The sequence below is a fragment of the Actinomadura oligospora ATCC 43269 genome, from assembly GCF_000518265.1.
GTDB lineage: Bacteria > Actinomycetota > Actinomycetes > Streptosporangiales > Streptosporangiaceae > Spirillospora > Spirillospora oligospora.
The window spans coordinates 1-25753 of record NZ_JADG01000023.1 but is presented as its reverse complement, the minus strand read 5'-3'; the positions used below and the strand labels follow the sequence as shown (position 1 = coordinate 25753).

Below are 25753 nucleotides of genomic sequence, written 5' to 3'. Positions count from 1 at the left end.
CGCTACAGCACCTCCTCGGCGAGGTCCATGAGGCGGCGGTGGGCGGCGGCGCCGCGCCGTGCGGCCTCGTCCTGCGGGACGGAGACGAGCGTGTCGTCGCGGACGATCGTCCGGCCGCCGACGAGCAGGCGTTCCAGCGGCGGCGTCGCGCCGTGGGCGAGCGCGACCACGGGGTCGTCGATCGCCGCGTGGAAGCCGTCGACCCGCCACAACGCGACGTCGGCGAGCTTGCCGGGCTCCAGCGAGCCGATCTCGTCCTGGCGTCCGAGGCAGCGCGCGCCGCCCAAGGTCGCCATCTCCAGCGCCTGCCGGGCGGTCAGCGCGGTCGGCCCGTTCTTCGCGCGCTGCATATAGACGGCCTGCCGGATCTCCCCGGCGAGCGGCACCATCTCGGCCGACGCCGCGCCGTCCACGCCGAGGCCGACCGGCGCGCCCGCCTCCAGCAGCGCCGGGACCCGGGCGACGCCCGCGCCGAGCCGCGCGTTGGACGACGGGCAGTGCGCGGTGCCGGTGCCGGTCTCCGCGAGCCGCTTGACGTCGGTGTCGTGCAGGTGGACGCAGTGGGCGAGCCAGACGTCCGGGCCGAGCCAGCCGATCGAGTCCATGTACTCGACCGGGGTCATGCCGAACTGCTCGCGGGTGTGCTCCTCCTCGTCCAGCGTCTCGGCGAGGTGGGTGTGCAGCCGGACGCCCTTCGCGCGGGCGAGCCCGGCCGACCCGACCAGCAGCTCCTTTGAGACCGAGAACGGCGAGCAGGGCGCGACGGCGATCCGCAGCATCGAGCCCGGGGACGCGTCGTGGTACCGGTCGATCGCGGCCTCGGTCTCGGCCAGGATCGTGTCCAGGTCCTCGACCACCTCGTCCGGCGGGAGGCCGCCCCGCGAGACGCCCCGGTCCATCGAGCCGCGGCACGGATGGAACCTGACGCCCAGCTCGCGCGCCGCCTCGATCTCCGCCGCGAACAGGTCACCGCGTCCCTTGGGGAAGACGTAGTGGTGGTCGGTGGACGTCGTGCAGCCCGACTTGGCGAGCCAGCCGAGCCCGGCGGACGCCGCGCCCGCGACGACCTCGGCGTCCATCCGCGCCCACACCGGGTAGGACGCCACGAGCCACTCGAAGAGCGTGTGGTCGGGCGCGATCCCCTGCGACGCCCACTGGTACAGGTGGTGGTGGGAGTTGACCAGGCCGGGCGTGACGAGCAGGCCCGTTCCGTCGATCCGCTCACCGCCCTCCGCGACCGGGGCCGGGCCGGGGCCGACGGCGGTGATCCGGTCGTCCTCGATCACCAGGTGCCCGCCGGGGTGCTCGTCCCCGGTGACGGTCACGACGTGCGCGTTCTCGATGACGATCACTGCTTCGCCTCGGCCTTCCGCCGCGCCGCCAGGCGCACCGCGTCCAGGATCTTCTCGTAGCCGGTGCAGCGGCACAGGTTCCCGGCGAGCGCCTCGCGGATCTCCGCGTCGGACGGCTCGGGCACCCGTTCCAGCAGGTCGTGCGACTGGACGACCAGGCCCGGCGTGCAGAAGCCGCACTGCACCGCGCCCGCCTCCAGGAACGCCTGCTGGACGGGGTCCAGCTCCTCCCGGTCCGGGTCCGGCGCGAGGCCCTCGACGGTGCGGACCTCGCGGCCCTCCGCCTGACCGGCCGCGACCAGGCACGCGCAGACCGGAACGCCGTCCAAATACACCGTGCAGGAACCGCATTCGCCCTGCTCACAAGCGTTCTTCGAGCCCGGGAGGCCCATCCGCTCACGCAGGACGTACAGCAGGGACTCGCCCTCCCAGACATCGTCCACGGTCTTCTTCGCGCCGTTGACGGTCACGTTCACCCGCATCAGGACGCCTCCTCCCGGTCCGCGCGGTAGTCGTTCCAAGCCCACGTCAGCGTGCGGCGCGCCAAGACCGACAGGGCGTGCCTGCGGTAGTCGGCGGTTCCTCGGACGTCGTCGATCGGGGCAGCCGCCTCCCGGACGAGGTCGCCGAACCGCCGCGCGGCCGAGATCGACAGCGGTCCGCGTCCGTCCCAGTCCAGCTCGCCGGACAGGAACTCCTCGGCGGCCGTCGCGCGGCGCGGCGTCGGCGCGGCCGACCCGATGCCCGTCCCGACCCGGCGCTCCGCCGGGTGCAGGGCGATCGCGAACGAGCAGACCGCGATCACCATCGCGTTCCGGGTGCCGATCTTGGCGAAGTACTGCGGCCCGGACGCCGGGGCGACGCGGATCGCGCGGATCAGCTCGTCCGGCTCCAGCGCGTTCCGCTTCACCCCGGTGAAGAACTCCGCGACCGGGATCAGCCGGGTGCCGCGCGCGGACGACTCGACCTCGACGATCGCGTCCGAGGCGAGCAGCGGCGGGTGGCAGTCCCCGGCGGGCGAGGCCGCGCCGAGGTTCCCGCCCGCGGTGCCCCGGTTGCGGATCTGCGGCGAGCCGACCGTCCGGGACGCCTGGGCGAGGCCGGGCAGCCGGTCCCCCAGCTCGGAGATCAACCGGACGTACGGGACGCCCGCGCCGACGCGGAGCGTGCCGTCCGGCAGGGTCTCGTGCTCCGCCAGCTCCCGGACGGGGTTGAGGTCGAGCAGCGCCTCCGGCCGCCGCGCGTCGAAGTTGATCTCGACCATGACGTCCGTGCCGCCCTGGACCGGCGTCGCGCCGGGCTGCGCGGCCTGGGCGGCGAGCGCGTCCGCCCAGGTCAGCGGCCTGAGGAAGTCCATATTTCCCAGACTCTCACTTCCATGCCGAATTCGAACCCGGCGCTTCGTCGTCCAAGACCGTCCCCTCGATCAGCCCGTACGGGCGGTCGGCGGCGAAGAAGACCTCGTTGGGGTTGTCGAGCCCGAACGGGGAGAGATCGACGGCGAAGTGGTGCCTGTTCGGCATCACCAGCCGCACCTCGCAGACCTCCGGGTCCTCGGTCAGGACGCGGCGGCCCATCGCGTACAGCGTCTGCTGAAGCGACAGCGAGTGCGTCCCGGCGAACGCGTCCAGAAGGCTCTTCCTGGCCTGCCTGTAAGAGGTCGCCCAATCCGCGTCGAGGCCCCGGTGCCGCCATCGGGCGGTCACGGCCGTCGCGAGGATCCGGTCGTCGGTCTCGGCGAGGGTCGTGTACTCGTCCTTGATGAATCCGTGGAACTCGCTGCCGGTGCTGTTCAGGACGACCAGGTCCGTCAGCCCCGAGACCACCGACTCCTCGCCGCCGGTCCCGTCGCTGTGGACGAGGCAGGTCCGCGTCTCGGCCCCGCTCCGGACGAACGAATGCCGTTCGCCGGGCGGGCCGTCCTCGACCGGGACGCGGTCCCAGCCGTACTCCTCGATCTCGACCCGCGCGTGGTGGATCGTCGGCTGCGAGTCGACGAAGTGCCGCGCGAGCAGCAGCGCGAACTCCTCGATCTCCCCGACGCCGTGCTTCTTGGCGAACGCGAACACCGTGTTCTTCTGCGCGTCCGTGGTGAGCACGGCGGCGTTGTCGCCGGACAGGTGGACCTCGTCCATGTCCCCGGACAGCGCGATGCCGACGTTCAGGTCCTTGATCCGGTGGATCCCGCCGTCCCGGGTGACCCGGACGACACGCACCTCCGCCTTCCCGTAACGGTTGGGGCCGAGAACGATGCCCATCGGCTAGCTCCCTCGGTAGGTCGAGTAGGCGAACGGGCTCAGCAGCAGCGGCACGTGGAAGTGCCGTCCGGGATCGTCGATCACGAACGCCACCGCGACCTCGGGAAAGAAGTCCGAAAACTCTTCGGTCTCGAACACCAGCCGGTACGTCCCGGCCCCGACCTCCGCGCCGCCCCAGTCCCGGACGCGCCCGTCGGCGTCCGTCCGGGCCTCGGCGATCTCGCGGTAGCGGCCGTCCTCGCGGCGTTCCAGCCGGACGGCGACGCCCGCGGCCGGACGGCCCTTCGCGGCGTCCAGCACATGCGTGGAGAGCGACATTCACGCCCCTTCGATCAGCTTGGCCAGCCGCAGCGCGGTGATCGCGGCCAGCTCGGACCGGACGACCGCCCGCTCACTCCCATCGTCGTTCCCCAGGCGAACACGCAGGTCAGCGAGGATCTCCTCAGCGGTCTTCCCGGTCGCGCAGATCAGGAACACATGCCCGAACCGCTCCTCGTAGGCGCGATTCCCCTCGACCAGCGCCCGCCTGACGGCGTCCTCACCCGCCACGGCCCCGGCCTGCTCCCCCCGCGACCAGCGCGCCTCACGCTCGTCCCCCGTCGCCCGCTCCCCGATCCGCGGATGCCCGCCGAGCGCCTCCAGAACGTCCGCCCAGCCGAGCCCCTCCAATGCCTTCGCGGACGCGCCCATCAACTCGTCCCGCCCGGCATACGGCCGCCCCGCAGCGACTTCGACGGCCCAGCGCCGCGAAGCGCAGCAGGTCAGCAACTCGGCCTCCGCCGCGTCCGCCGACAGCGCGTTCAACCGATCCAGCACTCGGCCCCCTTGGGTGGATCACCACGAGTACACACAGCCACACCCCGCCCGGTCGAGACACAGGACGTCCGAAGCCCGCCCCCGCCCGCCGGGCGGTTTTCGTGCTTTGCTCCAATAACCGCCGGTATTCGCCGGACGAGAACCGTGGGTTACCGTTCGCCCCTATGAGGCTGCGTTCCCTCCTGGCGATGCCGGAACTCCATCTGGCGCTGGTGACCGGCGACGACGAGCTCGACAGGGTGATCCGCTGGGTGGTGACGACCGACCTGCTCGACCCGTCCCGCTACCTGAGCGGGCGGGAACTGGTCCTGACCGGGATCATGTGGCGGACGGAGCCCGCCGACTCGGAGGTGTTCGTCCGGACGCTCGCCAGGGCCGGGGTGTCGGCGCTGGCCGCGTGGGACGCGGTGAAGGGGACGATCCCGGACGACCTGGTCGAGGCGTGCGCGCGACACCGGATCCCGCTGTTCCGGGTGCCCGAAGACGTGGCGTTCGCGACGGTGACCGAGCAGGTCGTCCGACGCCTGTCCGGGGCAAGAGCCGCCGACCTGACCGCCGTCCTGGACCGGCACCGGCGACTCGTCGCGGGGGTGACCGAGGGCGCGGGGCTCGGGCCGGTGCTGGAACTCGTCGACCGCGACCTCGGCATGCGCTGCTGGGTCCTCACCCCCACAGGACGCGTCGTCGCGGGCCCAACGCCCCCCGCCGCCCCGGAGGACCTCGCGCGGGCGTTCCTCACCGCCCCCCGCTTGCCGCACCGCCTCGCCCCAGCGGAGCTGTCGCTGTTCCCGGTCGCGCCGGACACGACCGCCCGGGTCGCGGACTGGTTCGTGGCCTGCGCGGGCGACCTCGCGGAATGGCCCGCCGAGCGGCGCGCGCTGGTCTCGGAACTGACCGCGATCGTCGCGCTGGAGCGGGCCCGGCTGGACGACCGCCTCAGCGTCCCCGGACGCCTGACTCAGGAACTCGTCCGGCTCGTGGTGTCAGGGGCGGCGGCCGACGAGGTCGTCCCCCGCCTGGAACTGACCGGCCTGAACGCGTCGGCGAGGTTCACCGTCGTGTCGGCGACCTCGTCCGGACGGCTGCGTCCCGGGGAGCTGCGGACCGTCCTGCGCGAGGTCCTGCCAAGGACGCCCGGCCCTGTCGTGAGCCTCCTGGACGACGAGGCGGTCGCGGTGGTGCAGGTCGAAGCGGGTCACGACGTCGCGGGCGAGGTGCACCGGGCGCTGCTCTCCCTCGCCCCCGGTCTCGGCGGCGACCGGCTGGCGGTCGGGGTCAGCGACGTGGTCACCGCCGGGGAACTGCGCGGCGCGGTCGAGGAGGCCCGCTACGCCCGGCGGCTGTCCGCCGGGCGCGGCGACGCGGTGTCAGTGGTCCGGCATGACGAACTGGCCACGCACGTCCTGCTGCTGGCGTCCGTCCCCGACGACGTCCGCCACATGTTCAAGGTCCGCCTGCTCGACCCGCTGCGCACCTACGACGAGGAGCACCGGGCCGACCTGGTCCTGACCTTGGAGACGTTCCTCCAGCACTCCGGCTCATGGACGCGCTGCGCCGAACGGCTGCACCTGCACGTCAACTCCGTCCGCTACCGCATCCAGCGCATCGAGGAGCTGACGGGGCGCGACCTGTCGCGGCTGGAGGACCGCGTCGACTTCTTCCTGGCCCTCCGCCTCGCCTAACGCCTGTCCTGGACCTTGATCCGGTACAGCCAGAGGACGACCGACAGGGCGAGGACGCCGAGGGCGATGCCGAGCTCCTTGTAGCCGCCGTACCCGGTGATCGAGAAGCCGGTCGCGCCGACCACGAGGACGACCAGCAGGAACGCGGTGAGCAGCCAGGCCAGCGGGACGAAGAAGCCGGGCAGGCGGATCGGGCGCGGCGCGTCCGGGCGGTCCTTGCGGAGCAGCGCGAACCCGGAGATGGCCAGGATGTGGGTGAGGATGTAGCCGAAGTTGCCGGTCACGATGATCGCCAGCGGCGTCTTCAGCACGACCAGGACGAACGCGTTGATCACGAGCGCGACGACCAGCGCCCGCGCCGGGACGCCGCGCTTGTTCAGCTTGCCGACCTGCTTGAGCGTGGTGCCCTCGGCGCCCATGGTGTAGAGCACGCGCGAGCCGTCCGCCAGGCCGGTGATCATGATGAGCAGCAGCGAGGCGATGAGGAAGACGACCATGAGGTCGGCCGCGCCGCCGATGAGCTTCTGGAACGCCCCGACGTAGAACGTGGTCGGCTCCGCGCCGATCTTCTCCTCGCCGACGTAGCCCGACAGCGACAGCGGCAGCAGGACGAAGATCCCGAGCGAGAACAGCACCCCGGCGCGCAGCGCGCGGGAGGTGTCCCGGACGGTGTCCTTGTACTCGGGCGCGAAGGTCGCGCAGACCTCGACGCCGAAGGACGTCCAGGCCATGACGTACAGCCAGACCAGCGCCTCGCGGACGCCGCCCATGCCGTGCAGGTTCCAGTGCAGGCCGGAGGTGTGCCAGTCGCCGGTCACGAACGGCCCGACGATGAACACCGCGAGCGGGATCAGCAGCACGCCGCCGGTCACGTACACGACCCACATGGCGGCGTGGAGGCCGACCATCGCGGCGCAGAACAGCAGCGCGATCACGCCCAGCCCGACCATGATCGGGAAGGTCAGCTCGACCGGGCCGAGCGTCCACGTCCAGTCCTGATCCGGGAACCACTGGGCCTGGACGAGCGAGCCGATGATCCCGGCGTAGACCGAGAGGGCCGTCGTCCAGGGGAACCAGTAGCCGATGCTGGCGATCGGCCCGACGACGGGCGCGCGGCGGCGCCAGCCCTCCGTCGCGTAGTGCGCGATCCCGCCGGACGACTCGGGGAACATCGCGGCGAGCTCGGTGTAGATCCAGTTGGTGGCGGTGGCGAGCACCATCGACAGCGCCCAGATCGCCATGGCGCCCCAGGCGCCGAGGCCGCCGATGGACGCGCCGAGCGAGGCGATCAGGGCCGCGGGCATGGTCAGGGACATCGCGAACCCGTCCCACCAGCGCATCTTCTTCTGCAGCGCGGGCGGGTCTGCGGCGGCGTTCTCGGGGTGTGCGGTCATGCGGGGGCCCTTCGGCGCGGGGTGGTGGGGCTCGGCGCGGAACGGCGTTGAGCCCGGGACGGGGAGGCGGGAGCCCGGCACCCGGAGGCGAGCGCTTCCGGTGTGAGCGGTGCCACTGGTTATAGATCCGACAAAAGAACCGCGTCAAGACTGAAGATTCCGCACAAGATCAAGTTCAGAGATGTTGGATCGTGAGCCTTGACAGGAATCTTCTGCTGATTGCAGGGTGGGGAACCACCCCGAGCAGGAAGGGTCATCCCATGACGACCACCAGCAGCTTCTTCGTCAACGGCGCCTACGTGTCCGGCCAGGGCGCCGGGATCGTCGAGGTGGTCAGCCCGGCCACCGGCGAGCGCGCGGGCGCGATCCCCGAGGCCGTCGCCGCCGACGTGGACGCCGCCGTGGCCGCCGCCCGCGCCGCGCAGCCCGCCTGGGCCGCGACCAACGTGTGGGAACGCGCCGCCCTGTGTCACCGGATCGGCGACGAGCTGGCCAAGCGCGTGGACGAGCTGGCCCGCCTGCAGACCCTGGAGCAGGGCAAGCCGCTCGCCGAGTCGGTCGCCGACATCGAGGAGGCCGCCAAGCTGTTCCACCTGCACGCCGAGGACGCCGTCCGGCTGCACGGCGAGACGCTGCCGTCCACCGACTCGTCCAAGCGGATGTTCACCTTCCACCGGCCGGTCGGCACCTGGGGCATCATCACGCCCTGGAACTTCCCCCTGCTGATGCTCGCCGAGTTCGTCGCGCCCGGCCTCGCCACCGGCAACGCGCACGTCGTCAAGCCGCCGGAGAACACCCCGCTGACCGTCCTCGCGGCGATGGAGGCGTTCGTCGCGGCGGGCGTACCCGCCGGTCTGGTCAACGTCGTCCCGGGCGGGGGCGCCACCGGCGAGGCCCTGGTCACGCACGCCGGGATCGACGCGATCGGGTTCATCGGATCGTCCGCCACGGGCGCGCGGATCCAGAAGATGGCCGGGCTCAAGCGGTCGGTCATGGAGTGCTCGGGCAACGGCCCGGTCGTCGTGCTCGCCGACGCCGACCTCGCCGCGGCGGCCCGCGCCGCCGTCGACGGCGCGTACCTGTGCGCCGGGCAGGTCTGCTGCGCCACCGAGCGCGTCATCGTCCACGCCGACGTGCACGACGCGTTCGTCGCCGAGGTGCTGCGCGCCGCCGAGAAGGTCGTCCTCGGCGACCCGTTCGACGCCGCCGTCAACCTCGGTCCGCTGAACAACGAGGGCGTCGCCGCCAAGATGGACCGGCACATGGCCGACGCCCGCGAGCGCGGCGCGAAGATCCTCCTCGGCGGGCAGCGCCGCTCCGACGCCCCGACCGGCCTGTACTACGAGTTCACCGTCGTGGACGAGGTCCCGGTGGACAGCCTGCTGTCCCGCGAGGAGTCGTTCGGCCCGGTCGTCCCGATCATCACCGGCCGGGACGACGACGAGCTGCTGCGCATCGCCAACGACGACGCGCTCGGCCTCCAGGGCGCGGTGTTCACCAAGGACATGACCAAGGCGTTCCGGTTCATGGAGGAGATGGCCGTCGGCCAGGTCATCGTCAACGACTCCAACTCCTGGTGGGACGTCAACATGCCGTTCGGCGGCGCGGGCGGCCGGGGCACCGGCTGGGGCCGCATCGGCGGCAAGTGGACGCTGCTCGACATGACCGACACCCGGACCGGCGTCATCTCCCTCTGACCGTCCGGCAGGCCCCGGGCGCGCGTCGCGTCCGGGGCCCCGGCAGCCCGCTCTTCCGCCCGCGAAGGATCCGCATGAGCCACCGCTCCCTCCTCGGCCGCACGGCCTCCGTCCCGTTCTGGCTCGACCGGGACCGTCCCGCGCCGCTCCCCCGGCTGACGTCCGACACGCGCTGCGACCTGGCGGTCGTCGGCGGCGGCTACACCGGCCTGTGGACGGCCCTGCTCGCCAAACGCCGCAAGCCGGACCTGGACGTGCTGGTCGTCGAGCAGGAGACGTGCGGGCACGCCGCGTCCGGACGCAACGGCGGGTTCTGCTCGCCGAGCATCACGCACGGCCTGGCGAACGGCGCGGAGCGGTGGCCCGCCGAGATCGGCGACCTCCAGCGGCTCGGCATGGCGAACTTCGACGCGATGGAACGCGACCTCGACGTCCTCGGCGTCGACTGCGACTTCCGCCGCGCGGGCAAGGTGTCGCTCGCCGCGACGCCCTGGCAGGAGGACGGCCTCCGCTCCGCCGCCGCGCTCGCCGCGAAGCACGGCGAACGCGTCACCCTGCTGGAGGGCGACGACCTGCGGAGACACATCGACTCGCCGCTCTGGTCGGTCGGCCTCCTGGTGCACGACTACGCGACGCTCGACCCGGCCCGCCTGGTCTGGGGACTGCGGGACGCGTGCCTGCGCGCGGGCGTCCGCATCGCCGAGCGGACCGAGGTGACCGGCCTGGTCACCCCCCGCACCGGACGCGTCCGGCTGCGCACCCCCCACGCCGAGGTCTCGGCCGTCCAGGTGGCCCTGGCGACCAACGTGTACCGCCCCCTGCTCCGCCGCCTCGCGCTCAGCTGGATCCCGGTCTACGACTACGCCCTGGTCACCGAGCCCCTGTCGGACGACCAGCTCGCCGGGATCGGCTGGACGGGCGACCACGGCCTTTCCGACGCGGGCAACCAGTTCCACTACTTCCGCAAGACCCCGGACAACCGGATCCTGTGGGGCGGCTACGACGCGATCTACCACTGGGGCAACCGCGTCGACGAGGCCCTCACCCAGCGTCCGGAGACGTTCGAGAGGCTCGCCGCGCAGTTCGCCGAGGCCTTCCCGTCCCTCACGGACGTCCCGTTCAGCCACGCGTGGGGCGGCGTCATCGACTCCACGACCCGGTTCTGCATGTTCGCCGGAACCGCGTCCGGCCGCCGGATCGGCTACGCGCTCGGCTTCACCGGCCTCGGCGTCTCCGCGACCCGGTACGGCGCGGAGGTCATGCTCGACCTGCTCGCCGGACGCGACACCGAACGCACCCGGCCCGCGATGATCCGCCGCCCGCCCGTCCCCTTCCCACCCGAACCCGTCCGCTACCTGGGCGTCCAGGCCACCCGGTGGTCCCTGAACCGCGAGGACCGCACCGGCCGCCGCAACGCCTGGCTGCGTCTCCTGGACGGCCTCGGCCTCGGCTTCGACTCCTGACCCGGCATCATGGGTCCGCCCGGACCCCTCGACGGCAGAAACGGAACCCCGGATGAGCACGGCTTCCCTGGACGACATCGACCGCCGCGTCATCGCCATCCTGCAGGCGGACGGCCGCCGTCCCTACGCGCAGATCGCCGAGGAGCTCGGCATCCCGGCGTCCTCGGTCCGGTACCGGGTGCAGCGCCTGGAGGAGTCCGGGGTCCTCCAGGTCGTCGGCATCGCCAACCCGCTGAACATCGGCTTCGACCGGCTCGCCATGATCGGCATCAAGGTCGCCGCGGGCGCCGCCCCCCGCGTCTGCCGCGCCCTGCGGGACCTCCCCGAGACGTCCTACGTCATCATGACCGCGGGCGGCTACGACGTGATGGCCGAGGTCATCTGCCGCGACACCGGCCACTTCACCGACCTGCTCAACCATCGCCTCCACCAGATCGACGGCGTCGTCTCCACCGAGTCCTTCTTCGTCCTGGAGGTCCACAAACTCGCCTACGGCTGGGGCGTCCCCGGCGTCGACGCCGTCCTTGCCGCCCCCGAAGCACCCCCCGGCTCCGGCCTCGACCAACGCTGACCGCGGCGCGCACTGACCGGGGCAGGCCAAGCACCGCGGAAACCCGCGGGCCGCCCCTGGGCGTCCCACCCACGTGGACGACCTGACCGCGCCCGAACAACGCGTCTGGAACGCCTTCCCCCACTCCCGCCCCGCCGACCTCGCCGGAGCCCCCGTCCGCGCCGAGGTCCTGGCGGCCCTCGCCCTCGGCGTCCGCCCCGGCGCCCCCGGCCGCACCCCCGCCATCCGCCTCTTCAACGCCCGGATCACCGGCCTCCTCGACCTGTCCCTGGCGACCGTCCCGCATCCGCTGATCCTGGTCGACTGCGCCTTCGAGCAACCGCCCACCCTGGACGGCGCCCACCTCCCCGCCCTCACCCTCGTCAACACCCGCCTCCCCGCCCTCCAGGCCGTCGGCACCCACATCAACGGCGGTCTCAGCCTCCGCGGATCCCACGTCGAAGGCCCGCTCCGCCTGAACGTCGCCAAGGTCGGCGGCATCCTGGACCTCTCCGGCACCCGCCTCGCCAACCCCGGCGGCGTCGCGTTCGACGGCGACGGCCTGACCGCCGAGGACGGCCTGTTCGCCCACCGCCTGGAGTCGTCCGGCGAGTTCCGCCTCCAGGACGCCGGCATCGGCCGCCGCTGCGACCTCACCGCCGCCCGCCTCGGCAACCCCGGGAAGGTCGCGTTGTCGCTGTCCGGCGCGTCCCTGAACGGCCCCCTGATGCTGAAGGAGGCCGAGGTGACCGGCGAGATCGTCCTCACCGACGCCCAGGTGGGGGGCACCATCAGCTTCAAGAACGCGCACGTCTCCAACCCCGGCTCGGCCGCCGTCAGCGCCGCGCGCATCAGGACCGACGGCAAGGTGGACTGTTGCGAGGGGTTCGTGGCGGCCGGGCGGGTCTCGTTCACGTCCGCTGAGATCGGGCGCGACCTGTGTTTCGACGGAGCGCGTGTCGAGGGGAATCTGGAGCTCAAGCGGTCGCGGTCCGGCGTTCTGCGGCTGGGCGAGACGACGAGGATCCTGGGCAGGGCGGACCTGCGCCATGCCTCGACCGGCGTCCTGGCGGATTACCCGAGTGCCTGGCCCGGATCGGTGCGTCTGGACGGGTTCGCCTACGACTCTCTGCACCGGCCCATGCCGGTGGCCGGTCGCCTGCAACTGCTGATGCGGGACACCGACGGATACATTCCGCAGCCCTACGAGCACCTGGCTGCCGTGTATCGGCGGACGGGACATGACGCAGCCGCCCGGGACGTTCTGCTAGCCAAACAGCGACGGCGTCGGGGCATCCAACAGGTTCCGCTGCGGATCTGGGGGTTTCTGCAGGACTGGACGGTCGGCTACGGGTATCGGCCGCAGCGCGCCGCTGCGTGGCTCGTCGCCCTGCTGGCTCTCGGGACGGTCGTGTTCGCCGGGCACCACCCGCCGTCGCTGAAGAAGGACGAGACGCCAGGGTTCAACCCGTTCCTCTATGCGCTTGACCTGCTTCTGCCGATCGTGAGCTTCGGGCAGGAGAGTGCGTTCGCGCCGCGCGGCGGGTACCAGTGGCTGGCCTCGGCGCTCACGGCGTCCGGGTGGATCCTGGCGACGACGATCATCGCCGGGGCGTCACGGGTGCTGTCGCGGCAGTAGGCCGGCGGGTCAGGGGACGCGGGCGACGGCGCCGTGCATGGAGACCTGCTTGACGGACGGGCCCTGCTCGCGGGCGGCGTCGGGGCGCCATTCGATGACCGAGCCGACGCCGGGGTCGACGAGGTCGAGGCCGTCGAAGAAGCGGGCGAACTCGGCGCGGGAGCGGTTACGGAAGGGGATGCCGCTGCGCTGGTTCGCCTCGTCCACCGCCGCGCGTTCCTCGGCCGTGAGGTGGTCCTGGGTGGCGTTGGTGATGACCACGAAGCTGCCCGGGGCGAGGGCGTCGACGAGGGTGCGGACGGTGCCGTACGCGTCGTCCTCGTCGGTGAGGAAGTGGGTGATGGCGACCAGCATCAGCGCGACCGGCTCGGTCAGGTCCAGGGTTTTGTGGAGGGCCGGGTCGGCGAGGATGCGCTCGGGTTCGCGCAGGTCGGAGTCCAGGTAGGCGGTAGCGCCCTCGGGCGAGCTGGTCAGCAGGGCGCGCGCGTGCACGAGGACGATCGGGTCGTTGTCCACGTAGACGATGCGGCTCGCCGGGTCGATCTCCTGGGCGATCTCATGGACGTTGCCCGCCGAGGGGAGGCCGGTGCCGACGTCCAGGAACTGCCGGACGCCCGCCTCCTCCGCGAGGTACCGGACGGCCCGCTGCATGAAACGGCGGTTCTCGATCGCGGCGTGCCGGATCGTGGGGAACCCGGACGCGACGGCCTCGCCGGAGACGCGGTCGGCCTCGAAGTTGTCCTTGCCGCCGAGCCAGTAGTTGTAGCGGCGGGCCGGATGCGGCTTGCTGGGGTCGATCCCCCTGGGGGCGCGCTCGACGCTCACGGTGCACCTCGTTTCGAGCGGGGTGATGCGTGATCAATTGTGCCGGATGCTGAGGTGTTCACGCGTTGCGGGGTGGATCGCGGGGGATTTTCCGGCCATGATCGTCTCCTTCGGTCGCGACGACGCGGAAGGCCCTTCCCCATGAGTGTCCGCTACAGCCCCTTCGACTTCGACGTCCAGAAGGACCCGTACCCGATCTTCGCGCGCCTGCGCGAGGAGGCCCCCGTCCACCGGAACGACGAGGACGACATCTGGGTCCTGTCCCGGCACGAGGACGTCGAGGCGGCGCTGCGCGACTCGGCGCGGTTCTCCAGCGTGAACGGGCTGCGCATCGAGCCCGCGTTCTGGGGCCCGGACGCCGAGCGCTTCTTCTCGTTCGTCGCGATGGACCCGCCGAAGCACACCCGGATGCGCGGCCTGGTGTCCCGGGCGTTCACGGCCAAGCGGGTCGCCGCGCTGGAGCCGCGGCTGCGCGAGATCGCGCGCGGCCACCTCGCGCCGCTGCTGGAGGCGGGCGAGTTCGACCTGATGAGCGACTTCGCCGCGCGGTTCCCGACCGACGTGATCTCCGAGCTGGTCGGCGTCCCCGAGTCCGACCGGGACCGGGTCCGCGACCTCGGCTCGGCGATCATGCACCGTCCGGAGGACGTGCCGGGCCCCGTGACCGACCTGCCGCCGGAGGCGCTGCAGGCGATCGGCGAGCTGGTCGGCTACTACACGCAGCTGACGATCGAGCGCGCCAAGGAGCGCCGCGACGACCTGCTCTCCGGCCTGCTGGACGCGACCGAGGGCGAGGACCGGCTCACCCCCGAGGAGATCGTCGGGGTGCTGATCCTGCTGGTCGGGGCCGGGATCGAGACGTCCATGCTGCTGCTCGGCAACTGCTGGCACGCCGCCTGGACGCACCCGGACGCCCGCGCCGCCGCGCTGCGCGACGGCCGGGTGGACGCGTGGATCGAGGAGACCCTGCGGTACGACACGCCCTCGCAGGCGCTCGCGCGGACCGCGACCGAGGACGTCGAACTGCACGGCGTCACCATCCCGAAGGACGGCCGCGTCCTGTCCCTGCTGGGCTCGGCGAACCGCGACCCGCGCGTCTTCGACGACCCCGACACCTTCGACCTCGACCGTGACACGGGCAGGGCGCTGTCGTTCGGCATCGGCCGCCACCACTGCCTCGGCTCGGCGCTCGGACGGCTGGAGGCGCGCATCGCGCTGACCGAGATCGCCGCCGCGGTCGCCGACTTCGAGCTGGACGAGTCCGGCGTGAAGCGCATCTACTCGTCCAACGACCGCGGCTTCGCCGCCCTCCCGACCCGGATCACCGCGCGCCGGTAGCCCGCGCGCCCCGGGGAAGGGCTCAGTGGTCGGGGTGCAGGGCGCCGCCGATGTAGGACGCGGCGAGCAGCGTGAAGATGTACGCCTGCAGGACCTGCACGAAGATCTCGAACGCGGTCAGCACCACCGACATCAGCACCCCGACCACGCCCAGCCCGAACCCCGCGACCGTGGGCTTCTCCAGGAGGAACCACCAGGCCACGGTCGCGAAGAAGGCCAGCAGGATGTGCCCGGCGAACATGTTCGCGAACAGCCGCACCGACTGCGTGAACGGCCGCAGGACCAGGTGCTGGAGCAGTTCGATCGGCGCGTAGAAGACGTACACCCAGACCGGCAGTCCGGGCGGGAACATGATGTTCCGGAAGTATCCGGCGAACCCCTGCCGCCGGACGCTGATCACCAGGTAGAGCGCGTAGCAGACCAGCGCGAGGAGCAGCGGCATCGCGAAGTGCGAGGTCGCGGGCAGCTGCAGGACGGGCACGTCCCCCATGAGGTTCATGGCGAGGACGAACAGGAACAGCGGCAGCAGGAACGGCATCCACCGGTCGCCGTCCTTGCCGATCATCGGCCGCGCGATCTGGTCGCGGACGAACAGGTAGCCGATCTCGCCGACGTTCTGGACCCCGCGCGGGACGAGCTCCGGACGGCCGAACGCGCGCCAGGCGAACACGACGACCGCCACGGCCGAGAGCACGATCAGCAGCACCGGCTTGGTGATCCAGTCGGGCAGGACGCCCGGCCAGAGCGGCCCCCACTCGAACAGCTCCCCGCCGGGGGCGCGGAACTCCCCGGACCCCGATGCGAGCGCTGACACGGACGGTGCGGACGACGCGGTCGGCATGCGACCCTCCCGGAACATGATGATACGCCTGTACCACTTAGAGATGGTACAGGCGTATCACTAACGCCGGAACAGCCGGTCCAGGTGGTAGACGAGGATCTCGCGGGCCTCCGCGCCGTCCCGGTGTCCGGCCATCACGCCGGAGCCGAGCCCCTGCGCCATGGTGAAGAGACCGGCGGCCGTGGTCAGGGCGTCCAGCTCGGGGTCGATCTGCCCGGCCTCCTGCGCGCGCGTGATGTGCTCGGCGAGGAAGCGGTCGGTCGCGCTGTGGTGCGGCGAACCGACGCGTGCGGCGAAGTCGGGATCGTCCAGGACGAGGATGAAGTAGGCGTTGTAGGTGCGCCAGAGCCGTCGGCCCTCGTCGTCCAGGGGCATGACCGCGGTGAGCGCGCCCTCCAGAACCGCGCGCGGGGACGGCGGGGACGCGCCGCCGCTCTCCTCCCCGATCCGCGCGACCATGCGCGCCGACATCTGCTCCCCCAGGAACGGCACCGCGCCGAGGAGCAGTTCGAGTTTGCTGTCGAAGTAGTACTGGACGAGCCGGACCGACACTCCGGCCTCGGCGGCGACCTCCCGCATCGTGGCCGCCTGGAGCCCGCGCGCGCCCGCGATCCGCAGCAGCGCCTCGGCGATCTGCCTGCGGCGCTGCTCGTGGTCGACCTTCTTCGGCACGCGCCCTGGCCTCCGTCGTTCTGTGGGAATCCGACCGGGCCAGATTACGGTCGAGTCGGGTACGGTCGGCGGCATGTCAGGGTCAAACACGGGTTCGAACACCCCGCGTCAGCCACGTCGGCCGCGTCCGCCGCGTCTCCCCCAGGGGCTCTCCCCCGCCGGACGCGACCACGCCGAACTCGTCCACGACGCCAAGTTCCTGTCCCTGGAGTACGGCGCCCTCGACCTGTTCACCCCCGAGGACGACCCGGAGGACGTGACCTTCGAGCGCTGCCGCTTCACCGACACGCGGCTCGCCGGGCTGACCCTGCACCGCGCGGGCTTCGCGGACGTGGCGTTCCACGGCTGCGACCTGGCGAACCTGCGGCTCTTCGACTCCCGGTTCTTCACCACGGCGGTCACGACCTGCCGGATGACCGGCACGCAGTTCACCGAGGCGGGCCTGCGCGACGTGACGTTCGAGGGCTGCCGCGCCGACCTGGCCGGATTCCGCTTCGCGGTGCTCCGGAACGTCGTGTTCCGCGACTGCAACCTCACCGAGGCGAACTTCCAGAACGCCGAACTGCGCGACGTCCGGTTCGAGGGCTGCACGCTGGTCGCCGCCCAGTTCAGCCAGGCGTCCGTCCGGGACGTCCGGTTCGAGGGCTGCGACCTCTCCGGCCTCGGCGGCGTGGACGGCCTGGACGGCGCGACCGTCGGCGCGTCCGACGCGCGCACGCTCCTGCCGTCCTTCGCCGCCGCGCTCGGCGTCACGATCGAAGACTGAGCCTCTCGGTCACGGACGGTCGACGACCGAGTCTCTCGGTCACGGACGATCGACGACCGAGTCTCTCGGTGACGGACGCCCGCGACTGAGCCTCCTCAGTCAGGGGCCCTGGATGCCTCGCGGGCGACGAGGCGGCTCAGGCGGCGGCCGAGGTCCTCGTCGAGCGGGGCGTGGCCGAGCATGAGCCGGTACCAGAGGACGCCGTAGACGATGTCGCCCAGCAGGTCGAGGTCGACGTCCGGCGCGACCTCGCCGCGGGCGGCGGCGCGTTCGAGGATCGAGCGGAACACCGCGCGCCGGGCGAGCAGGAACCGTTCCTTGAACTGGGCCGCGAACGCCGGGTCGAGCAGCGCCTCGGCCATCAGCCCGACCAGGACGGCGCGCTGCCCGCGCTGGTGGAAGGTCGCGGCGAGGAAGGCGTCCAGGTCGGCCTCGAGCGACCCCTCGTCCGGGACGGCGACCATCTCGTCCGCCATCCCGGCCATGGCCTCCAGCACGACGTCCGCCTTGGACGGCCACCACCGGTAGACCGTCTGTTTCCCCACGCCCGCGCGGGCGGCGATGCCCTGCATGGTCAGCGCGGCGTAGCCGCGCTCCTGGAGCGCCTCCATGGCCGCGTCGAGAATCGCCCGCCGCGCCGCCTCGCTGCGCGGACGGCCCGGGCCGCGTTGTCCGGTCATGCCCGGCAGTTTACAAGACGGTGCGTCTCGAATAATATCGAGACATAGCGTCTAGAAAAGGGAGTGCGCAGATGCGCGTCGTCATCATGGGTGGCACCTCCGGAATCGGCCGCGCGGCGGCCGAGCGGCTCGCCGGGGAGGGCGCCGAGGTGATCGTCACCGGGCGGGACCCGGAGCGGCTCGCCGAGGTCAAGGCGACGGTGTCGGCCGCCGAGCAGGTCGACGGCACCGACGAGACGCAGGTCCGGGAGTTCCTCGAGCGGACGGGCGAGTTCGACCACCTGGTCCTCGCCTTCAGCCCCGGCGGGATCGCGATGGGCCCGGTCGCCGAGGTCGGCGCCGACGACGTCCGGCGGATGTTCGAGGGCAAGCTGTTCGCCTACCTGGCGGTGATCAGGCTGGCGCAGGGCAGGGTCAGGGGCTCGATCACGATGGTGTCGTCGGCGTCGGCGCGGGCGGCGAACCCCGGGACGGCCGTGCTCGCGGCCGTGAACGGCGCGATCGAGCGGACCGTCCCGCCGCTCGCCGCCGAGCTGGCGCCGGTTCGGGTGAACGCGGTCGCCCCCGGGCTGATCGACACGCCGTGGTGGTCGTTCGTCCCCGAGGACCAGCGTTCCGCCACGTTCGGGCGGTTCACGAGGGAGCTGCCCGTACCGCGTGCCGGACGTTCCGAGGAGGTCGCGGACGCGATCGCCTACCTGGTCTCGTCCGGCTACGTCACCGGGACGATCCTCCCGGTGGACGGCGGCGCCACCATTTCCTGACCTTCCGTACCGGCCCCGGACCGCGCTGCCTGCGCCGTCCGGGGCCGTCTCATGAGGCTGGGGTCAGGACCAGCGTTCGCGGCGGACGAGTTCGTCGATCGGCTTGCGGCGTGAGCGGAGGCGGGCGCGGTCGGCGGGGTCGCGTTCCACGGGCTCGGCCGAGTAGCCGACGGCCATGATGCCGACGATCGCCACGTCCCCGGGAAGGCCGAGCAGGTCCTTCAGGTCGTCCGTCCGGTGGACGATGGCGAAGCCGGTGGCGAGGCCCGCGTCGATGGCGGCCGTCTGGAGCAGCATCATCAGCGCGCCCGAGTCCACCCACCAGTACGGGGTGGGCCAGTTCATCTCCTCGCCCTCGTCGTTCACCTTGTCGGCGCTCCGGTAGCGCTCGTGGTAGTCGTCCTCGCGGACGCCGAGCACGAGCAGGACGGGCGCGACCGACAGCCACGGCCCGAACCCGCGTTCCAGGTACCAGTGCTCCCCGGCGATCTCCGCGATGCTCGCGCGGGTGTCGGCGTCGGTGACGGCGACGACGCGGCAGCCCTGGCTGAACCCCGCGCTCGGCGCGCGCCGGACGACGCGGAGAACGTCGTCCAGGACGTCCTTGGGCACGGGATCGCGCTTGTAGGACCGGACCATCCGGCGTCGGGACAGCACGTCACTGAAATCCATCAGTTCACCTTCTCTCTCGGGACGAGGGGGTAGCCGTACGCGGGGAGCAGCGGCAGGGCGACGGCGGTGGCGAGCCTCCGGTCGCGCGGCGGCTGCGTGCCGAGCCAGCGGTCGTCGCGGCGGATCCGCACCGGGCCGCGCCGCAGCCTGTCCGGATTGCCCGTCACGGTGTGGTTGACGTGCAGGACCGCCTCGCCGCCCGCGTCCACCGGCGGTTCGCCGGTGAGGCCCGCCATCCGCATGACGCGCGCCAGCGCCGCCCGCGGGTCCCGGGTGAAGTCCTCGTAGCGGACGCGCAGGTACCGTTCGGGGAAGGCCCGCCCGACCAGCTCGGACGCGAGGTTGAACCCGACCCAGTAGCCGGTGCTGCGCAGCGGCGGCATGGGCGGGATGTACTCCTTGGCCGTCCGCCACGACTCGGCCGTGGCGCGCGGATCCCGGACGACGTGCAGCACGCGGGCGTCCACGCCGCGCGCCCCGCACAGCGCGGCGGCCTCGGCGGGGAACTTCCCGCTGTCCACGATCACCGGCGCGCCGGACTCCGCCGCGATCGCCTCGTACAGCCTCACCATGTCGTCCACCGCCGGGGGGACGGCGAGCGAACGGGCGCGCGCGGCGGTCAGGCGAGCGCGGGTGTGCCGGGTGCGCAGCGACGCGTCCTGCCTGCGGACGGCCCGCTCGGCGAACTCGCGCCGCCGCTCCGGATCGCCGCCCGCGACGCGGGTGAGGACTCCCGACCAGAGCGGGCACTCCTCGATCCTGGCCCCGCAGCCGCACGACTGGTTCGTCCCGGTGCCGAGGACGCCGTTCGTCCAGAGGTAGCGCAGCTCGCCGACGTGCGTCACGCCGTCCAGCTCGGCGAGCAGGTTGCCGATCAGTGTCGTCCCGCTGCGGCACCAGCCCGTCACGTACAGGACCTTGATCACACGCGCCTCCCGTCCCGGGCGGACAGCACCTTGTGGACGGCCCGGACCAGCTGGTCGCAGTCCTTCTCGCCGAGGTTCGCCGACAACGGGACGTCGATCGCCTCGTCCAGGCGGGCGGCGGTGACGGGGAACTCGGCGCGGGCCTTCGCGGCCTCGGGGAACAGGAACCTCCAGTTCCAGAACGCCCGCACGTTGGTGTCGCCGGGGTCCCCGAGCGCGCGCGCGGCGATGCCCTCGGCCCGGAGCGCCGCCGCGATCCACGCGCTCTGCGCGGAACTCGCGCCGGGCACGCGGAACACCAGCGCCTCCCCCAGGTAGGCGTGGTCGGCGACCGGCCGCCGCAACGCCACGTCCGGGTTCTCGGCGAGCCCGGCCGCCACGTGGTCGTAGTTCCGGTGGTGCGCCTCCAGCCGTTCGGGCAGGCGGCGCAGGAGCCCGCGGGCGAGGGCCGCGCGGATCTCGTCCATCCGCAGCCCGAAGATCGGCATGGCGAGGTCGTCCACGGGCGGCGGATCCCCGTCGAAGTGCCGCGCCATCCGTCCCTCGTACGCGCCCGCGTACACGATCGCGCGCGCGTGCAGGGCGGGGTCGTGGGTGAGCAGGAAGCCGCCCTCGCCCGTGTTCAGCGACTTGTCGGACTGTGTGCTGAACGCGCCGACATCGCCGAACGTGCCGAGTTGGCGTCCGCGCAGCCGCGCGCCCAGCGCCGGGACGGCGTCCTCGACGACCGGCACCCCGAACTCGCGCGCGACCTCCAGCACCGCGTCCATGTCGGAGGCGAAGCCGCGCATGTGGACGACGACGATCGCCCTGATCTCGGGCGTCATGCGGCGGCGCAGGTCCGCGACGTCCAGGTGCAGGTCGTCGTCGCACTCCACCAGCACGGGCCGGTGCCCGGCCAGCCGGATCGCGCTCGGCGTCGCCGCGAACGTGAACGCCGGGCAGGCGACGGCCGAGCCGGGCGGAAGGTCCAGCGCGAGCAGCCCGAGCGCGATCGCGGTCGTGCCGCTCGCGCACGCCAGGGCGTGCCTGACCCCGAAGAACGCGGCGAGGTCCCGTTCCAGGCCGCCGGTCTGGGTCAGCTCGTGCGGACGGTGGTCGTAGCGGAAGTACAGGCGGGCCCGGATCGTCTCCAGCACGAGGTCGAGATCCTCGTCGTCGATGAAGACATCGCCCTTGTCATAGGTCGGCCAGGGTTCGGTGCGCACGGGGTGTGCGCCGTCGATGGCGAGCTGGTCCGGCTCAACGTCCACGGACATGTGGGGTCCTCCAGGGAAGGGGCGGGTCGTGGGCGGGGCGACGGGGCTGCGTTCTCGCGGACGCCGGGCCGCCGGGCGTCGCGGGCGTCGGCCGGCTGGGCGGCGCGAGCGTCAGAAGGCTGGGCACGAGATCGGGACGAGCCCGTCGAAGCACCCCGAACCCAACCCCGGCAATCCCCGCGAACAACCCGGGCAGGGTCACGGAGGCGGGCACGGCCCCGGACGCGGACGTCGAGGCGGGCGCGGGAGTAGGCGGGCACGGCGCGAACGCGGAGGCGGGCACGGAAGAAGGCGTCAGCGCGTGCGCGAACCCAGGCGCGGTCGATGAGGCAGACGGAGAATCAGCCGTCCGCTGTCCGCGGCCTTCCGCCGCCACGTCGCGCCCGGGTTCGACGGGCAGCGGAAGCTCAAGGCGCGAGAGCGCGCCGTGGCAGAGCGAACCCGCAAGTTGGAGGCCACCCCAGGCGGCAAGCGCACCAGCGTCGTCGAGCTCATCGGCCGGGGACGGGCCCTCGCCGAGCAGGTCAGGGAACTCTGGTGCGTCGTCCCCGGACATCCTCCCCTGAACAGCGAGAAGGGCCCGAGCCAGAAGCCCCTCAAGCCCGTCGTCCAAGAGAAGGTCATCCAGGCCACGGCCGTCGTCCTTCTCACCGTCCGGAACTCTCGCGTCGGCGAAGGCAACGAGGGCGGTGGCGGTGCCTTCAGCGCCTCGGCACCAGCCGACGCCCTCCTCTGGATTCACGGACAGCATGAGCCGTTTCGCCTGGTCGAGGAATCGCGGATCGGGGACGAGCCGATGCAGCCGTGCCAAGGCGACGGCCGCGCCCGGCGCGCCGTATCCGAACCCGGGCCCGGACGGGGCATCGTGAAGCAGCCGCTCGCCCGCGGTCCTCGCCAGGTCCAGGATCTCGTCGTCCGGCAGGACGGTGTGGAGCGCGAGCGCCGAGAAGACCGTGCCCGCCGTCCCGTCCAGCACATCGCTCTCCGACGCGTCGCCCTGCTGCCGCAGCAACACGGCACGAGCACATTCGGCCAGCTCAGGGCGCTGGTGGACGGCCGCCGCGTGCGCCAGGTAGTAGACCGCGCCGAGCCCGTGCGGTTGGAAGCGATGGTCCTGGGCGGGCAGTTCGGCGGCGAGTTCGCAACGTCGCGCGACTTCGTACCCAACGTTCTGGGCCAGTCGCTCGTTGTTACCAGTGAGAGCCGAGAAGTAGGAGAGGAACAACCCGATGCCAGGCAGCCCGCCGTACAGGTCGAGCCCAGCCGCCGCGACCCGGCGCGTCGTCCCGTCCACGGACTCGGTGGTCACCCACCCGATCCGCCCGCCCCCGTCCCGAACCGCACAACCCTCCAACTCCGCAACCACCGACCCCGCCACCCGACCCGCCACGTCCACGTCCACCCTCGACGCGAGGCCCGCCGACAAACCCGACGCAGACCCAGCCGCCAAGTCCCAACGAGACGTCCAAGCCCCGGTCGCCCCCAAGGCCGAACCCGAACCCGACCCCGAGCCCGAAGCCGGGGCCGAGGCTGGGCGCGAGTCCGAGGCCCGGCGCGAGTCCGAAGCTGGGCGTGGCTCTGCGCCTCGAACCGGGGCCGGGACCGCAGCCGGGCGGGGAGCCGGGCGCGGTGCCGGGGTCTGTGCCGGGGTCACCCTCGGGTCCGGTGTCAGGGCCTGGTCCGATGTCGGGCTCTGGGCGGGGGCCAACCTTGGGGTCAGGGCCGGGGCTGGGGTCGGGGTCGGGATTGTGTCGAGGGCGGCGTCGATGATGCGGGACTGGAAGAGGAGGTCGTCCTCGTCCAGGCCGTCGAGGCGTTCGGTGATCTCGGCGAGCGGCGTGCTCGGGAGGACGTCCCGGAGCACGGTGCCGTCCTCGAGCCAGATGTGGCGGTGCCCCGGCCGGAGTTCGAAGACGGGAACCTCGCCACGCCAGAGGGCGTCCCGCTCGACGCCGATCAGTCGCGCACGCTCCGGAACGCCGGGCCAGCCCGCGTCCAGCCGGGCGAACCCGCGTTCCCGCTCCTCCGCGAGGCGCATCGCCTCCGGACGCCAGCTCTCCAGCAGCAACCGCATGTAGAGGAAGGTCGAAAGTTGAACGAGTCGAATCGACACATCACCGCATCCCGCCAGCGGGCCGTCCCGGCCGTCGCGGGAGGTCACCAGCGCCGGGCCCGCCTCCGCGAGAAGGCGGTACGCGAAACGGTGCCCGTCGTGCAGCGCGTCCCGGTGCGGGCGCGGGTCGAGCGGCGTGCCGTCCTCGTTGCGGGCCCGCCCGGGAGGCGCGGGGACGGTGCGGTAACCGCGCCCGACCCGCATCCGGTCGGTGCCGGGGTCGTCGACCTTCGGTATGGGGATCAGCGTCCGGCGCTCGGCGGGCCCGAACGGGCTGATGTCCACGCCGAACGGACGCTCGGTGAACACGTCCGGCATGACGAGCGGGCCCGGCAGCAGGCCGGTCCGCAGAACGGACGTGGCGAGTCGGTCCGCCGCCGGATCACCCAGCCGCGCGCGCCGGACGAGCGGCTGGGTGAGCCCGGTGTGGAACAGCGCCTCCAGGTCGATGACGACCGGGTCCGCGCCGTCCGAGATGACGTTGTCCGCGTGCAGGTCGAACCCGCCGACCGCGTGCATGAGCGCGAGCAGCGCCCCCGTCCGCCACAGCAGCGCGGGCGCGTCCCCCACACTGGTGGGCGCGGCCTGGACGAACTCGCACCAGCCGTGATCGCCCCGGTCGAGCAGCCTCAGCCGCCGCAGCGCGAACCGCGGCCCGCGCTCGTTGAACCAGCCCAGCAACCGGTCGAAGGCCAGGTCGATGCCCAGCCCGCGCGGCTTGTACACGACGGTCGCGCCGGCGAACCGCACCAGCGCCACCGTCCGTCCACCCCGATGCGTCTCCGCCGACCCGAACATCACCTGCCGGAGGTCACCCAGCTCAGGGCCGAACGCCTCACGAAGCGCGGGCAGATCGTCCACCAGATCCCGCGCGAACGCACGCCGAGCCCCGACCCACCCGTCCAGTACGTCCACGACCTGCCGGGCCAGCACCGGGTACCGCGCCCATACCGCGAGCCCCCGTTCCGGCTCCCCCAGCGAGCGCACAAACCTCCGATACCCCTCTTCCCCCGTCCCTCGGGTCCCCTCGCCCAGGCCCCGAAGCTCCCCCGCAAGGGACGGCTCGACGGCCATGGAGAGCCAACCGAGCGGCAGATCCGCAGCCAGCGCGTCCACAAGCTCGTCGGGCAGGGTGGCGACAAGAACCTGACGCGCGGCGATCAACAGTGGCCGCGCCACCTCAAGAAGCCCCAGGTCAACAGGCAGCCCGTCCCCCGGCTCCGCCGCCTCCTCGTCAAGAGACGCGAGAGCCTCGTACGCGGCGCGGAACCTGCGATGCCAGTCCGGCTCCACCGCCTCGTCCTCACCAGCCCGCAGCGCATCCCGCCAAGGAATCCCCCACCCACGCGCCCCCGCGCGCCCACCACCGCCATCCAGGCCCCCGCTGTTCACTCCCACAGCTTCGGCAGCGCCGGAAGGAACCAGTGGCTGCGAGGGGGTGCTCTGGCCAGGGCCGCTCGCTGACGCCGCAGGAGACGTGGCGACGAGCGGGCAAGCGGGCGCTGGATGATGAGCCAGGCGGGGCCCCGTACCAGTAAGCGGGTCGAGCACCGGATCCGCGTAGCGGGACGCATCCGGCTCCGGCGGCTGTGAGGCATGCGGAGGCAAAGGCACATCCGTATCTGGGGAGAGAGGATCAGATCGAGGCACAAGCTCGTCCGTCGACGCCGGAGACCCCGAGCCAGCCCCAGCCACGCCCACCCCAGCCGCGCACGTGTCCGCCTCGGAATCCGCCTCCGAGCGCCCGCCAGCGTCCCCTTCGGGACAGAGCGCACAGGCGCCCGCCTCAGGGCGAGGCCCGGCGGCATCCGCTTCAGAGCGTGGCTCGGCAGCGTCCACTCCCGAACTGGGCGCGACAGCGTCCGCCGCAGAGCGCGGACCGCTGGGGTCGTCTTCGGGAGAGAGCGCACAGGTGTCCACCTCAGGGCCGGGTCCGGCGGCGTCCGCTTCCGAACGAGGCGCGGCGGTGTCCGGCTCGGAGCGGGGTGTGTTGGTGTCCGGCTGGGGGCGGGGTGGGTGGGTGGCTGGTTCGGGGCTGGGGGGAGG

Annotated in this window: 23 protein-coding genes; 8 read left to right on the top strand and 15 right to left on the bottom strand. The window is 72.4% G+C overall.

The genetic code is table 11. From position 1 onward, the window contains the following. Nucleotides 1-2 precede the first annotated feature (2 nt). The 6 genes from P696_RS0129830 to uraD are packed head-to-tail and all read right to left on the bottom strand — an operon-like array spanning nt 3 to nt 4426. The gene (locus P696_RS0129830) at nt 3-1352 is read right to left on the bottom strand and encodes an 8-oxoguanine deaminase (protein ID WP_245627869.1); all 1350 of its coding nucleotides are present in this window, start codon (nt 1350-1352) and stop codon (nt 3-5) included. Beyond that, nucleotides 1349-1834: a (2Fe-2S)-binding protein gene (locus tag P696_RS0129825; protein WP_026415195.1), complete on the bottom strand. Its 486-nt coding sequence runs from the start codon at nt 1832-1834 to the stop codon at nt 1349-1351. Before P696_RS0129825 ends, P696_RS0129830 begins: the two co-directional genes overlap by 4 nt. Beyond that, the gene (locus tag P696_RS0129820; protein ID WP_026415194.1) at nt 1834-2709 is read right to left on the bottom strand and encodes an FAD binding domain-containing protein; all 876 of its coding nucleotides are present in this window, start codon (nt 2707-2709) and stop codon (nt 1834-1836) included. Before P696_RS0129820 ends, P696_RS0129825 begins: the two co-directional genes overlap by 1 nt. Before the next feature lie 13 nt (nt 2710-2722). Next, nucleotides 2723-3610, bottom strand: a complete 888-nt coding sequence (gene pucL, locus P696_RS0129815) for a factor-independent urate hydroxylase (protein WP_026415193.1) — start codon at nt 3608-3610, stop codon at nt 2723-2725. A 3-nt stretch (nt 3611-3613) separates the two neighbouring features. Beyond that, entirely contained in the window at nt 3614-3928 is a 315-nt protein-coding gene (uraH, locus tag P696_RS0129810) for a hydroxyisourate hydrolase (protein ID WP_026415192.1), read from the bottom strand. Beyond that, a complete protein-coding gene (uraD, locus tag P696_RS0129805; RefSeq protein WP_211245891.1) occupies nt 3929-4426 on the bottom strand; it encodes a 2-oxo-4-hydroxy-4-carboxy-5-ureidoimidazoline decarboxylase in 498 nt (165 codons plus the stop codon). It abuts the gene before it with no gap. Nucleotides 4427-4590: 164 nt separating this feature from the next. Between uraD and P696_RS0129800 the strand changes: the two genes are divergently transcribed. Then, complete coding sequence (locus tag P696_RS0129800; RefSeq protein ID WP_026415190.1) at nt 4591-6108, top strand: PucR family transcriptional regulator; 1518 nt, start codon at nt 4591-4593, stop codon at nt 6106-6108. On the opposite strand, the gene P696_RS0129795 is transcribed toward P696_RS0129800, so the two are convergent. Then, nucleotides 6105-7502 (bottom strand): APC family permease, encoded by a 1398-nt coding sequence (locus P696_RS0129795; RefSeq protein ID WP_034487781.1) that lies wholly within the window; start codon nt 7500-7502, stop codon nt 6105-6107. The two genes, P696_RS0129800 and P696_RS0129795, sit on opposite strands and share 4 nt — an antisense overlap. Before the next feature lie 260 nt (nt 7503-7762). Between P696_RS0129795 and P696_RS0129790 the strand changes: the two genes are divergently transcribed. The 4 genes from P696_RS0129790 (at nt 7763) to P696_RS0129775 (ending at nt 12851) form a co-directional block, all read left to right on the top strand. Next, nucleotides 7763-9199, top strand: coding sequence for an aldehyde dehydrogenase family protein (locus tag P696_RS0129790; RefSeq protein ID WP_026415188.1), 1437 nt, complete (start codon nt 7763-7765; stop codon nt 9197-9199). Nucleotides 9200-9273: 74 nt separating this feature from the next. After that, entirely contained in the window at nt 9274-10662 is a 1389-nt protein-coding gene (locus P696_RS0129785; RefSeq protein WP_026415187.1) for an NAD(P)/FAD-dependent oxidoreductase, read from the top strand. Between the two features lie 52 nt (nt 10663-10714). Further along, on the top strand, nt 10715-11233 hold the full coding sequence (locus P696_RS49040; protein ID WP_064744155.1) for an Lrp/AsnC family transcriptional regulator: 519 nt from the start codon (nt 10715-10717) through the stop codon (nt 11231-11233). A 73-nt stretch (nt 11234-11306) separates the two neighbouring features. After that, nucleotides 11307-12851: a hypothetical protein gene (locus tag P696_RS0129775; RefSeq protein ID WP_026415186.1), complete on the top strand. Its 1545-nt coding sequence runs from the start codon at nt 11307-11309 to the stop codon at nt 12849-12851. Between the two features lie 9 nt (nt 12852-12860). On the opposite strand, the gene P696_RS0129770 is transcribed toward P696_RS0129775, so the two are convergent. After that, nucleotides 12861-13676: an SAM-dependent methyltransferase gene (locus P696_RS0129770; RefSeq protein ID WP_026415185.1), complete on the bottom strand. Its 816-nt coding sequence runs from the start codon at nt 13674-13676 to the stop codon at nt 12861-12863. A gap of 141 nt (nt 13677-13817) precedes the next feature. On the opposite strand from P696_RS0129770, the gene P696_RS0129765 reads away from it, so the two are divergent. Continuing rightward, nucleotides 13818-15014: a cytochrome P450 gene (locus tag P696_RS0129765; protein WP_026415184.1), complete on the top strand. Its 1197-nt coding sequence runs from the start codon at nt 13818-13820 to the stop codon at nt 15012-15014. 22 nt (nt 15015-15036) lie between these two features. Here P696_RS0129765 and atpB read toward each other — a convergent pair whose 3' ends face one another. Next, entirely contained in the window at nt 15037-15855 is an 819-nt protein-coding gene (atpB, locus tag P696_RS0129760) for a F0F1 ATP synthase subunit A (RefSeq protein ID WP_026415183.1), read from the bottom strand. 60 nt (nt 15856-15915) lie between these two features. Beyond that, nucleotides 15916-16527, bottom strand: coding sequence for a TetR/AcrR family transcriptional regulator (locus P696_RS0129755; RefSeq protein WP_026415182.1), 612 nt, complete (start codon nt 16525-16527; stop codon nt 15916-15918). A gap of 73 nt (nt 16528-16600) precedes the next feature. On the opposite strand from P696_RS0129755, the gene P696_RS0129750 reads away from it, so the two are divergent. Next, entirely contained in the window at nt 16601-17293 is a 693-nt protein-coding gene (locus P696_RS0129750) for a pentapeptide repeat-containing protein (protein WP_026415181.1), read from the top strand. A 95-nt stretch (nt 17294-17388) separates the two neighbouring features. Here the strand turns inward: P696_RS0129750 and P696_RS0129745 are convergent, their stop codons facing one another. After that, complete coding sequence (locus P696_RS0129745; RefSeq protein ID WP_026415180.1) at nt 17389-17973, bottom strand: TetR/AcrR family transcriptional regulator; 585 nt, start codon at nt 17971-17973, stop codon at nt 17389-17391. A 71-nt stretch (nt 17974-18044) separates the two neighbouring features. On the opposite strand from P696_RS0129745, the gene P696_RS0129740 reads away from it, so the two are divergent. Continuing rightward, entirely contained in the window at nt 18045-18737 is a 693-nt protein-coding gene (locus tag P696_RS0129740) for an SDR family oxidoreductase (RefSeq protein WP_026415179.1), read from the top strand. Between the two features lie 63 nt (nt 18738-18800). On the opposite strand, the gene P696_RS0129735 is transcribed toward P696_RS0129740, so the two are convergent. From P696_RS0129735 to P696_RS0129720, 4 genes are read right to left on the bottom strand one after another with little or no spacing between them, the layout of a single operon-like run. Beyond that, nucleotides 18801-19409, bottom strand: a complete 609-nt coding sequence (locus tag P696_RS0129735) for a nitroreductase family protein (protein WP_026415178.1) — start codon at nt 19407-19409, stop codon at nt 18801-18803. Beyond that, nucleotides 19409-20335 carry a sulfotransferase gene (locus P696_RS49035; RefSeq protein ID WP_034487760.1) on the bottom strand — a complete coding sequence of 309 codons (927 nt, stop codon included), beginning with the start codon at nt 20333-20335 and terminating at the stop codon, nt 19409-19411. The genes P696_RS0129735 and P696_RS49035 overlap by 1 nt, the downstream gene beginning before the upstream one ends. Continuing rightward, nucleotides 20332-21594, bottom strand: a complete 1263-nt coding sequence (locus tag P696_RS0129725) for a DegT/DnrJ/EryC1/StrS family aminotransferase (RefSeq protein WP_026415177.1) — start codon at nt 21592-21594, stop codon at nt 20332-20334. The genes P696_RS49035 and P696_RS0129725 overlap by 4 nt, the downstream gene beginning before the upstream one ends. Continuing rightward, nucleotides 21578-24694, bottom strand: a complete 3117-nt coding sequence (locus P696_RS0129720) for a DUF4135 domain-containing protein (protein WP_170026609.1) — start codon at nt 24692-24694, stop codon at nt 21578-21580. Before P696_RS0129720 ends, P696_RS0129725 begins: the two co-directional genes overlap by 17 nt. Nucleotides 24695-25753: the final 1059 nt, after the last annotated feature.